8 protein-coding genes are annotated in these 12,221 nt (G+C 49.4%); 3 read left to right on the top strand and 5 right to left on the bottom strand.

Features of this window, described 5'->3' with window-relative positions:
• The first annotated feature begins 256 nt into the window (after window positions 1–256).
• The 3 genes from D3H65_RS00260 to D3H65_RS00255 are packed head-to-tail and all read left to right on the top strand — an operon-like array spanning window position 257 to window position 4,354.
• The gene (locus D3H65_RS00260; RefSeq protein WP_119048341.1) at window positions 257–1,279 is read left to right on the top strand and encodes a catalase family protein; all 1,023 of its coding nucleotides are present in this window, start codon (window positions 257–259) and stop codon (window positions 1,277–1,279) included.
• A 25-nt stretch (window positions 1,280–1,304) separates the two neighbouring features.
• On the top strand, window positions 1,305–3,224 hold the full coding sequence (locus D3H65_RS32715) for a LodA/GoxA family CTQ-dependent oxidase (protein ID WP_162915310.1): 1,920 nt from the start codon (window positions 1,305–1,307) through the stop codon (window positions 3,222–3,224).
• Complete coding sequence (locus D3H65_RS00255; RefSeq protein ID WP_317127764.1) at window positions 3,131–4,354, top strand: tryptophan 7-halogenase; 1,224 nt, start codon at window positions 3,131–3,133, stop codon at window positions 4,352–4,354. The genes D3H65_RS32715 and D3H65_RS00255 overlap by 94 nt, the downstream gene beginning before the upstream one ends.
• A gap of 137 nt (window positions 4,355–4,491) precedes the next feature.
• Here D3H65_RS00255 and D3H65_RS00250 read toward each other — a convergent pair whose 3' ends face one another.
• From D3H65_RS00250 to D3H65_RS00230, 5 genes are all read right to left on the bottom strand, one after another.
• Window positions 4,492–5,982, bottom strand: a complete 1,491-nt coding sequence (locus D3H65_RS00250; protein WP_119048339.1) for a RagB/SusD family nutrient uptake outer membrane protein — start codon at window positions 5,980–5,982, stop codon at window positions 4,492–4,494.
• A gap of 37 nt (window positions 5,983–6,019) precedes the next feature.
• The gene (locus D3H65_RS00245) at window positions 6,020–8,974 is read right to left on the bottom strand and encodes a SusC/RagA family TonB-linked outer membrane protein (protein WP_119048338.1); all 2,955 of its coding nucleotides are present in this window, start codon (window positions 8,972–8,974) and stop codon (window positions 6,020–6,022) included.
• A 235-nt stretch (window positions 8,975–9,209) separates the two neighbouring features.
• On the bottom strand, window positions 9,210–10,436 hold the full coding sequence (locus D3H65_RS00240) for a hypothetical protein (protein ID WP_119048337.1): 1,227 nt from the start codon (window positions 10,434–10,436) through the stop codon (window positions 9,210–9,212).
• Window positions 10,433–10,876 (bottom strand): QcrA and Rieske domain-containing protein, encoded by a 444-nt coding sequence (locus D3H65_RS00235; protein WP_119048336.1) that lies wholly within the window; start codon window positions 10,874–10,876, stop codon window positions 10,433–10,435. The genes D3H65_RS00240 and D3H65_RS00235 overlap by 4 nt, the downstream gene beginning before the upstream one ends.
• Window positions 10,877–10,889: 13 nt before the next feature.
• The gene (locus D3H65_RS00230; RefSeq protein WP_245999648.1) at window positions 10,890–12,101 is read right to left on the bottom strand and encodes a di-heme oxidoredictase family protein; all 1,212 of its coding nucleotides are present in this window, start codon (window positions 12,099–12,101) and stop codon (window positions 10,890–10,892) included.
• Window positions 12,102–12,221: the final 120 nt, after the last annotated feature.

The raw sequence follows: 12,221 nt of genomic DNA, 5'->3' as shown, positions 1-12,221 counted from the left end.
CAAAAGAGGCGCGGGCAAATGTGATGAAACTACCTAAAAATGGGATGGAGAAGAAAACCTGGGATCAAATTAATGGCAGGGGGATCAATTACCTGGCGTGCCGGACGGGTTCCGGTAGTTTATTACCCTAACGGATAACCGTCACCGGAAAATACCGTAGTTTTTCTTACCCGATCAGGTGTAAACACGGTTTTTTCGCCCCGCCCTTCCCGTACATTTAGTATGCTATAATACTGTTAACCAAAATCCATCACTTATGAAGGTTCAACAAAAAGCAACATCTTCAGGTCCCAATTGTGGTGCCGATCCCGCCCTGGCGCTCAAGCAAATGTTTATCGACATGACAATGGGCACGCGCATCAATGCCGGTCAGTGCCCGGTACGACGGGCGGTATTCCTGAAACTGCATGGTGTAGCCAAAGCCGATTTTATTGTAACGCCCGGCCTGCCACAGGAATACCGCGTAGGCATTTTTGCCAAGGAACGTTATGATGCCTGGATTCGTTTTTCGAGCGATACCGTGCCCGGTGCACCCGACCTGAAAACGACGGTGGGTGTGGGTATTAAATTATTCGACGTAGCCGGCAAGAAATTACTGCCCGGTGATGAAGATGCCACCACGGCCGATTTCCTGCTGCAAAACATGGACATCTTTTTTGTAGATACGGCGATGGACATGTGCGAGTTTACCTATGCAGGGGCAGTATTACACGATTATGGTAAATACCTGGCCGAGCATCCCCGTACAGCTGAGATATTGAAAGAGATGGAAAAAGTGGTGCCCAGTTGTTTGACCACCCCTTATTGGAGCGGCCTGCCCTACTCTTTTGGCGATAAAAACGTAAAGTATAAACTGGAACCCATTGGCCCGCCCTTTGGCGCTCCTCCCGGACAAAATAATAAAGATTACCTGGAAGCCGATCTGCAGGCCCGGCTGAATATGGGTGAAGCACAGTTTAAGTTCATGGTGCAATTCCAGACAGATCCTGCTAAAATGCCGCTGGACAAAGCCACCGTACGATGGTCGGAAGAAGATTCACCACCCGTACAACTGGCCACGCTGGTAATACGGCAGCAGGATATCAGTGTACAGGGACAAGCAGCCTATGGCGAAAACCTGTCTTTCAATCCCTGGCGCACTTTGCAGGAACATGAACCACAGGGAAGCATCAGCGATGTACGCAAGACGGTGTACCAGGCTGGTGCGGCGCTGCGCCGTTTCAAAAATGGCGTACCGGCTGTAGAACCACAACATCCCCGTGAACTGAATCAACCATAATCCATCCTACCAAAAAACATTACTTATGAATCGCAACGATATCAGGAAAGTGGCCATTTACCCGGCTATTGGCATTGCCCGTATCGGCAATTCGCCCGAATATTTTTTAGCGTCTGACATTCCCGATCAGGCTCCTTCGCCTGATGGTGGTTATAAAGACGGCAATAACCTGTTCAAAAAACAGGTGCCCCGGTTCCGTGTGTATGCACTGGACGATGACGGCAATCCGCTCGGTGAGATCTATACAGGCATGGAAGGCCTGGAAGTAAAAATAGAATGGACGGTGCATATCGCCAACCGCAAAGCAGCCTGGTACCAGTTTAACAATGCGCTGGACCTGGGCGCCAATTCCATCAGCAGCACGCACCGCAACGGTGGTGTGACGGGTAGCGATCGCAGCAACCTGGTCATTGATCCCGGTACCCGCACCATCAGCGGCATCAGCAAGGAAGGCGCAGAATACCAGTTTGATTCCGGTACTTTTTTCGACACGCCTGTATCTTTGGGCGAAATACGTACCGACAGCAAGGGCCGCCTGCTGGTATTTGGCGGCAATGGCAAAAGCGTTTCGCGCTTCGGCATTCCTGCCATCACCTTTGCCAACAATGATGGCTGGCATGATGATGTATCTGACGGAACGGTAAGAGCTACGGTAACCATCAATGGTGATAAATTGGATGCCAGTCCGGCGATGGTGGTGTGTACACCGCCCAATTTCGGACCCGGGCTTTTCTCACTGGTCACCATGTATGATGTAGTATATGATCTGTACGTACGGGAAGGCTGGTTACCGGCTCCCACCAGGATCAGTTTCTGGGAACATATTTATCCTATGTTCCACCGCATGAGCAGCGCCCAATGGGTGAATGAAGGTTTCTTTATGTTGTTTGGCACCAACTCGCCCAGCGACTTCAACAATCCCGACCTGATCAAAGTGCTCAGTGATCCTGCGGCCCAACACAAGGAGCAGCGCATGCATATATTCAAATGGTTTCGCAATACGGCATCGGATACTTACCAGCCCGATCTGATCCCTCCTTATTATGGCGATCTCTTTGGTGATTATGAGAAGCAGCCGCATGTAGACCTGTCGGTAACCGCTACGCAGTACGCACTGCTGAACCGGTGGGCCGAAGGAGATTTTGTGACGGGTACTCCACCGGTAGCGGTACCTTTTGAGGAACTGACACCGGCCCAGCAAACTGCCGCTTTATTGAAAGCGCCGCTGGAAGAGTGTCTGGGAGGTCCTTTCCATCCGGGTATTGAGATCACCTGGCCCTTCAGGCATTTAAGCATGTGGATGGAACCTTTCCGGTTAAAGTTATTGCCGGCCAACAAAGCCGTATCTGATGATTATGGCCCCCTGCTTACACCAGCCATTGCCCTGGCTCCTGGTGGTCCATTGGATGGCAGTGGCCCCGGTTCCATCACCCGCTGGCTGGGTGTGCCCTGGCAAACCGATGAAGCCAGCTGCCTCTCGGGATATGATACTACCCTCTACCTGCCCATTCCTTCTTTCTGGGCAGCGCGCGTGCCCAATCATATATTGAGCATGGATAGTTATAACCGTGCCACGCATGAGGGATTGAATACGGGGCAGCGCCTGAAACACTTTGCTTACCGGGTTGACTGGCTGCGTGATTTCAGCGCCTCGTATGTAGGTCGCATCAACAATATGATCTCTAAATGGCATGAGTTGGGCGTGATCAGTCAACATACCAGCACAGCGGGAGAAGGCAATGAATTCTTACCAACCGAATGGTGGGTAGAAACACACCGTGATGGACCGGGTGGTGATGATCCTACTTATATACAGGTATTACGTGCAGAACAGGATCTGTTGAAACCTGTATTGAAGGGCAAGAAAGCACACTTCCTGGCCGAAGAAGTACCAAGGGCGGTACAACCGAGAGAAAGCAGACCATTGAAAAGACACGAGCTATAAATAAGTCAATCAACTTACCCGTAGTAATAGTGGGTGGCGGTCCGGCAGGGGCCGCCACTGCTATTGCTTTGCGGCGGCAGCAAATACCCTGCGTAGTATTGGAAGCAGGCGCCAGCGCTGGTCGCAAACCTGGTGAATCGATCCCTCCCAATGCACGCGTTACTTTAAAGGAGTTAGGCATCGTTCATTTATTAGAAGATGCGCAACACCAACGTTGCACAGGCAATACGGTGGTATGGGGGGATGACCATCCGCATGATCGTTTCTTTTTTACGGAAACCATGGGTGATGGCTGGCATATCAACCGGGCTTTTTTTGAGCAGCAGTTAAGTCAGACCGCTAAAAGCATGGGCGCTTATTGGCTGCATGATCATCACTTCACCAATTGGGAACAACAGGAAGATCACTTATTGATCCATTGCAGCTTCGGCCAGGGTAGTTCCATTTCTATCAAGGCAGCTTTTGCTGTTGATGCCAGCGGCCGGACAGCCGCCCTGGCCAGGAAGGCAGGTGCTACGCGGCAAAGCCTGGACCGCCTCACAGGTTATTACGCCATAGTCCCCGCACCGCTTACCGCCCTGCCCAGTACCACTTTTATTGAAGCTACTGCCAATGGATGGTGGTATGCAGCCGCCCTGCACGACAACCATACGGTCATCAACTTCATGACGGATGCGGATATACATCCCATCGACAACCAACCATTAGTGGACTGGCTGTTCCAGCAATTCCGGCAAACTGCTCACCTGCAACAATGCTTACCCTTATCAGCAGGCACGGACCTGCAACAGGTGATGGCCAAACCAGCCTCTACTTCTTTTCTCACTACACCAGCCGGCCCTCATTGGCTCGCCGTGGGCGATGCAGCCTGCACCTATGACCCACTCACTTCTTACGGCATCACAGCCGCCCTGGGGAGTGGCCTCTATGCGGCCCTTGCCATTACCGATCACCTCAATGGTAAAGAACTGGCTAAAGAAGCTTACTGCTATATCCAACAGACTACCTTCAACAAATGCCTGGCTATGCTGCAGCATCAGTATGGTCTTGAAAAGCGCTGGATGGAGCGCCCCTTCTGGCAGAGGAGGCGGGCGATACAAATAAAGAATGAACCCCGCATAATTGTATGATTGGTTATGGCGTACCATATACATTGAACCAGATATGGTAATTATTCAATGCATTTTTTGTGGACATTAGCTATATAAAAAAGGGCCGCCTGGAAAGGCAGCCCCACATTTCAACAATGTTCATGAGAAAAAAAATCTTAATAGTCCGGGTTTTGTTGGGCATTTTCATTGGCATTGCGCACACTCTCCGGTATGGGCAATGTCCATTCGCGATCTGTAGGATTCAATTGACAATCCCCCGCGGGCGAGATGGCCTGATTGCCGCAGGTGCTTCCCCTGGTGATCGTGCGGGTGGTTCTTTTCAGGTCGAAGAACCGATGCCCCTCTCCTACCAGTTCCCTTCTTCTTTCATTGGCAATGGCTTCCAGCAAGAGCGCGCCGGTCACCCCGGTTACGGGTATATATCCATTGATGCGGGCAGCGCGCAATGCATTGAGGTCATCGAGCGCTGGCCCTTCCTGCGCATTCCTGGCCCGGGCCTCTGCCCTGATCAGGTACATTTCGCCGGTGCGGAAAACAGGAAAGTTCGTGCTGCCATCCGTAACAGTTCCTTTCCCCCGGAATTTTGTCAATGACTGTTCTCCGCTCATCGTCGTAAAAAAAGCGCTGTAGCGGATATCATTGCTGCGAATTAATCCGGTGGTGCCTGCCACCGTAGCAATTTCCAGGGCCGGGCGAAAATAACTGCGGCCATTGGTTGCAAAGTAAGCCAGGAAGGTGGGGCCTTGCTGACCGGTTTCAAACTGTACATTCCAGATGATCTCACCACGGCTGGTTTGGTTATACATACCCGAAAAGGCTGCCTGATCGAGGTTTACCAGGGGTCGATCGTTGATCACCCTGGTAGCCGCCGCAATCGCTTCGGGCCACATACCCGCATACAGGTATATCCTGGCCAGCAAGGCATTTATTACCGGCAGGTCAATATAAGGACGAGTGAGCCCTGTTACAGGATTGATGGGCGCATCCACATTACCCAGCAAGGTGGTCGCTTTGGACAGATCATTGAAAATAGAATCGTAGTATTGTTTGTTTGACATCCGTGCCGGCCGCACATTGGGCTGAACAATAAACTGGGTGCTGTAGTAAAGGGCCAGGTCGGTAGTACTGTTCCTGTCGTATTTAACCGCGAAATAGCGCATCAGGTCAAAATGGGCCATGGCGCGCATGGCATAAGCCTGGCCTTTAAGCCGGTTGGCCAGTAATTGATTCGCGGAAGTGGTAAATTTATCAATATCACGCAATACAATATTCGCATTGGCGATCACCCCATAGGGCGCTGCATAGAGTGTGGCTACCTGGGCAGTATTAGGTTGATAAAGCCAATCGGCCATTGCGCGTGAATTGGACAAGGTTTGCAGGGTTTCATACAAATTATCGCTCAACACATCGGGCATAATTGCCCAACCTGAACCTGTACCACTGCCCGACCCAAAGTAGTTGGCATTACGGAAAGCAGCATAAGCGCCCAGCAATACATCTTCTACCTGCTTAATATTGGAAGGATTTGCCAGCGCATCGAGGTTAAACTCCGGATAAAGATCGACCAGCTCTTTTTTTGAACATCCCTGCAGCACAAGACTGGCGATGCATAGAGAGAAAGCAAAGTATTTTACCATTTTAAACATACTATATACTTTATAGTTATACTGATTCAATAATTGATTAGAGGCCAATAGATAAACCCACCGTGGTTTGTATCAGGGCCGGATATTGGGCCCCGGTCAGTGAAACGCCTGTCATTTCAGGATCGAAACTTCTGAAGTCGGTTTTCGTCCACCAGTTTTGTCCCTGTATAAAGATCCGGGCAGACCTTACTTTGGCGGCATTGGTCCAGGTTGTTGGAAAAGTATAACCCAGGGTTACGTTGCGCAAACGCCAGAAGCTGGCATCTTCCAGGAAACGGGTAGTTTGAGACTGGTAAGCATTGCCGCCGGAAGAGGTAGGCCTGGGTACGTTGGTAATATCACCCGGTTGCTTCCATTCTGTTAATACCTCTACATCCATGTTATCAGTAAAATAAGTGGGATTGGTAACATTGCTCCTGTCATTATTATACATTTGCCGCTCTAAGAAGAAGCTCAACTGGGCAGAAAGGTCAAGACCTTTGTATGAAAAGGTGGTAGTGAGGCCGCCAAACCAGGGCGCATCAGAAGTACCCAGGATCACCTTGTCATTGGTATTAAAGGTGGGCGTAGTAGATTTATCACGTTTGTAGTACAGGGCATTTCCATTATCCGGATTCACCCCGGCATATTCCACCAGGTACAGGCTGTTGACAGGCCGCCCAACTGACAGGATCGTAAGACCTGATACAGTAGAGTCGCGCTTTAGCTCCAATACCCTGTTTTGGTTGTAAGTAATATTGCCTTCCAGTGTCCAGCGGAAGTCTTTTGTATCGATGATGTCGCCACGCAGTGAAATTTCTATACCACGGTTTCTCAACTTGCCAAAGTTGCCATCAATCGTAGCAAAACTGTTGAGGGCGGGATCGATGGGAATACCATAGAACAGGTTTTGCGTTTGGCGGTCATACAATTCAACCGTACCCGACAACCTCCTTTTGAATAATGAGAAATCAACGCCTATATTGATGGTGCGGTTGGTTTCCCAACGCAGGTCCAGGTTACCAGGGCTGGAAATCCCCCAGGCACTGGCGCCGGCATACGCGCCCCGGGCAAATAAAGGAAGCGCATAATTGGCAGAGGCATTGTTGCCATTGGTACCAACGCTGGCACGCAGTTTCAGTTCATCCAGCACGCTGATATTTTTCATGAACGCTTCTTCAGTCACTGCCCACGTCAACCCCACTGATCCAAAATTACCATAGCGGTTGTTGAAGCCAAAACGGGATGAGCCATCACGCCTGCCTACTACATTCACATAGTACTTGCTGTCATATCCATAACTGGCCATGGCAAAAAAGGATTGTAAACCACTTTGTCCACCCCCACCTACGGTGTTGGCAATATAATTGGGATTGGAGGTGCTGCCGGGCGTAATACCTGTTTCGTTCTCAAATCCATTGGTGAAGCCAAAAGCTGTGAACCCAAAATTGCGGGCATTATTTTTTACCACTTCAAAGAAGAGACCTCCTTCTATTTCGTGCTTGCCAAACTCCTTTTTATAGTTGAGGGAAGAAGTGCCTGTATAACGGAGGTTGCGGGCAAAGGTCCGCTGAAGGGCGCCATTCCTGGGCCGGCCCACGGCTACACGCGGGCTGGTAAACAACTCTCCTTCCGTTTGTCCATAATCAATACCCCAGATAGTACGGGCAAACAAACCTTTTACAAAAGGAAAATGATATTCCAGGTAGGCAATGCCAATACCCTTTAACTGTAGGTTGTTATTGTGGTTGAGGAATAATTCCATGGCCGCATTAGGCTGACCAGAAGTAAGCAGGCCTGTGTTGGCCCCGCCTGTTTCCTGGTAATCACCTGTTCGTGGATCAATATCCCTTTCATAGGGATTGCCCCAGCGTATAGCATTCAAAGGCGTATTGGTAGTGGTAACAGCTTCGCCCGTATTGTTGAGCTTTGAATAACCGCCTTGCACACTGATGCCAAAACGCCAGTTCTTTACATTGTTGTCTACGTTCACACGAACGGTATACCGTTTCAGACCCGTCGTTTTTAGGATTCCTTCCTGGTCCAGATAAGATAAGGACCCGAAGAAACGGCTGGTTTGGCTGCCGCCACTGGCGCTGATCTGGTGCTGCTGCGTAACACCTGTTTGAAAGAGCGCATCCTTCCAATCGAAGTTGACTGCCCGCAAACTATCGGCTTGTGCAGGCGTCCAGCCGTACAAATTACCCCGTTGCAATTCGTAGTCTATTTTCTGCTTACTATTCATGACGATCAACCGGTCTTTGGGCAATTTGCTGAACCCTACCTGTCCATCATAATTCAATTGCAGCTGGCTGGCTTTACCACGGCGGGTATTGATCACAATAACGCCATTGGCGCCGCGGGAACCATAAGATGCTGTAGCTACGGCGTCTTTCAATATTTCTATCCTGTCGAAATCGGCCTGGTTGATAGTAGCAAAATCAGCGGCGGTAATTTCAATTCCATCCATAATGTACAATGGCTGGTTATTGCCATTGATGGACCCATTGCCCCGGATGCGCACCATACCGGCAGCGCCCGGTTGTCCGCTATTAGCGATCACGGATACACCCGCAGCCTGGCCTTGCAGGGCCTGATCAAAAGAAGCCATTGGTTGTTTACGCACTTCCGCTGAGGAGACCATGGCGGTAGCACCGGCAAATTTCTTACGTCGCACCGTGGTATAACCTGTTACCACCACTTCATCGATCATTACGCCTTCTACCTCCATGGCAATATTGAGCAAATTGCCTTTTACGGGAACCAACATGCGCTTGTACCCTACAATAGTTACGATAAGGTTTTTTGTTGCAGCAGGTACTTCTATAGTAAAGGCTCCTTCTGCATCAGCCCGGGCGGCTTTATCATTTTTTTCAGTAGCGACAGTAGCGCCCGCCAACGGTGCGCCTGTCCTGGCATCAGTAACCTTACCGGAAATTTTCTGGGTTTGGGCAAAGGTGAGATGAAAGCAAAGTAGTGACAATACAATGCTTAACCCATAGCGTTTTCGCATGAGACAGTAGTTTTGGTGAAATCTAAATGTCGCTGTAAACTTGATTAGATTTCATCCAAATATCTGATCTACTCCTTTCGTCCTACCAACGGAGTGCAGAAAGGTATCATATACCTTTAATGGGATATAACGGGTAATCACCGACAGCAATATCGATGCGACGGCGGCCCGGCTTGGGATACGGGTGTTTACTGAATGACAGGTATACTAATTTTTATTGATGTACACGGAGGCATCAAAAATAAGTGGATATGCCTATCTGGAAGCCGGCCACCTTCGTGGCAGGGTTGCCCAGCAGGTCCCTGTGCCACTCGTGCCTGTAATTGGCCCTGAATACAGTTTGAGCAGTGGGCCGGAAACTAATAGCCGGAACAAGGGCGGTTACGTTATCATAAATATTGCCGCCGGTTTGCCTGAACCTGCCCACATTGTAATCGGCATATTCGGCCCGCAGGGCGATATTGATCACAGCGTTGTCCCAATCGAAGATCCTTCTTTTGATCACGGGCTGTACAATATCTACAAAGCCTCCCCGCTGTTTGCTGCCAAACTGTTCGGTATACTGATCGGGCAGGTTTACAAAGGTCCAGGCCCACTCTCCATTGATAAAGGTATTAAGCCGCGGCAAAGTACTGTTGAAATCAAGGGCCACTACATCCACGCGCCGTTTCTTATCCAATACCAGTCCATCTTCTTTAAACTTGTTGTACACGCCGCCCATATAGGATAATCCCAGCTCCCCTACCTTTCTGTGTTTGATCGCAAATTTACCGGTGAACAAAGGGCTGCCATTAAAGCTCTCCTCAAATCGGTCTCTGTTCTCTTTACTGGCGGGCAGGAAGGTCCTGTTCTCCGAATTGGCAATTATTTTATCATCAAAGCCATTGGTGAGGTATAGTTCATAAGCATAGACCCAATCGGTGGTGAACTTTTTACCATACAGGCCAAAACCTACATTGCTCCAGGTAGCAGGCAATAACCGGGTGGCAGAGATGGGCCTGTCTATAAATTCCCACTTGGGACCGTCATGGTTTTGGTTAAAGGCCCCGATAGGATTCATGATAACCCCTCCTCTGAAATTTAACAACGGTGAAAACTCAACATCCACAGAAGCAAATTCAATGTTGATCTCCCTGGTGCCATCTTCAAACTCTATCTCAGTAAGGAATTTGATCCTTCGGGATAAGGAAGAAGATAAAAACAGGGTAAGCCTTCTCATCTGGAACTGGCTGCCTTCACTCACCCCATTGTCACTCAGGTATTGGTAGTTGGCTTCGGCATAGCCACCAATAGCAACGGGCAATTTACCTACCTGCAAAAAAGGCCGGTTGTACACGGCATCCATATTCATTTGCAAGGAATCATGCTTAACCGGCATCCGGCGCAAAAGCTCAGGATCGATCTGTGCCCAAACGGCAGAAGTTACGATGCAGCTTATAGCAAAGAGTAGCGTTCTTTTCATTTCTTTCGCAGGTCAATAAATAATTGATTGTTGTTTACTGTTACGGGAAAGGTCCTTAGGTCTCTTTCCGCGGGTCCGTTGGTTACACGGCCTTTGTTATCATACTCGCTTCCATGGGCAGGACAGTGCAGGTGTGTACCCGCTGCCTGCAGTTCAGCCCCCTGGTGGGCACATTGCATCCAGATGGCGGCATACTCGGTATCACTAAAGCGGTATACACAAATGGGAAACTTCAATTCTTCATTCCTTACCACTACATAAGCATGGTATCCGGTTTGTCCTTTGTCCTTCACTTTAAAATCATCCATATCAATGTACATCCCGTCTGTGTTCAGGCGGCCGCTTATAAATTGCGTAGACCTGCAGCCAGTCAATGCAGCCAGCCCGGTCATAGATAAACAGGCTGTGCAGCTGCTTACAATAAACTCCCGTCGTTTCATGGTTAGATTATCATTATAGAGATTCAAGAAATTTTATCAGCCTGTTTTTGTCAGCGGTATTGAGTTGGCGGAAACCATTACTGCTTTGCTGCCCTTCGCCGCCGTGTAACAGTATGGCCTCTTCAATACTGTGGGCCCGGCCATCATGCAACAGGAAGTACTGGCCCCCCTGCGATTTTTTGGAAAGGCCCAATCCCCATAAGGGGGGTGTGCGCCACTCAGCGGTAGTAGCCATTCCCTCGGTATAGCCATCATCAAGCCCTGGTCCCATATCGTGCAACAGGAGATCGGTATAAGGGAAGAATACTTTATGGGATAAAGCATTGATAGTAGAAGGCCCGGTGGTCATTTCGGGTACATGACATTTACCACAACTGATCTGCATGAACAACTTCTTTCCCGCCACCACTTCCACATCGTTGGGTGTACGCTGAATAGGCGCCTTCAGTGTTTTCAGATAAGTCACCACATCTATCACGGTTTGGTTGCTTACTTCAGGATCAATCTCCAGGTGACTATACGTATCATAGGGCTCATAAGCAGATGTAATACCCATATCCTGGTTGTAAGCATTCACCGTCTGGTGCAACAGGTCATATGCAGCGGCTTTCTTTCCAAACCGGGCTATGTACCTTCCATTATGTGTGATGGAATTGGCCCGTTCTTTCAGGTATTCCGGAATATGGATCCAGTTGGGGACACCGGAAATGCCATCACCATCCAGGTCGAGCGGATCGGCAAGCGCTATCAGGTCGGCATCGGTCACTGCATCGAGGAAACCCAACCCGGTGTTGGCCGGTGGCATGAACCTGGAAAAGGTGGCTCCGGCAGGTAATTGTTCGGGCTGGTAATGATAAACAGCCCGCTGTTGCAATTGGGGGCCACCGGCATGCAGGAATTTATTGCCGGTACTATCTGTTTGTCCAAAGCGCGTTAAAGTAGTAAAAGGATGTCCCTTGCCATCACCCGCATGGCAGGTGCCGCAGGAAGTAGCCACAAAGATCGGCCCCAGTCCTTTTTCAGGTGTAAATACTTCATCATTAAAAGCCACATCGCCGCGGAGAAATTGGAGGGATTGTTCAGCGGTGAGCCCTTCTACCGGGCCATCCAGTATACTGTCTTCTGCCGGTGCCTGTGGCATGAATTTTTCACAAGCCACCAGCAGGATGATGGAGGCAGTTATACATCCTATGGCCATTAGTTTTTTAGGTATCCTTGGTAACATTTTTTAGACTTGTCTAAATTTATATTTATACAAGACTAACCTATTTTTATGATATGCCAAAATTTCTATAGCTAATTCTACAGGGAAGCCGGTTGATATGACACTTTGTTGCAAACGTTA

The organism is Paraflavitalea soli (assembly GCF_003555545.1).
GTDB lineage: Bacteria > Bacteroidota > Bacteroidia > Chitinophagales > Chitinophagaceae > Paraflavitalea > Paraflavitalea soli.
The sequence above is the reverse complement of the archived record's forward strand: the minus strand, read 5'-3'. Positions and strand labels throughout refer to the sequence as shown.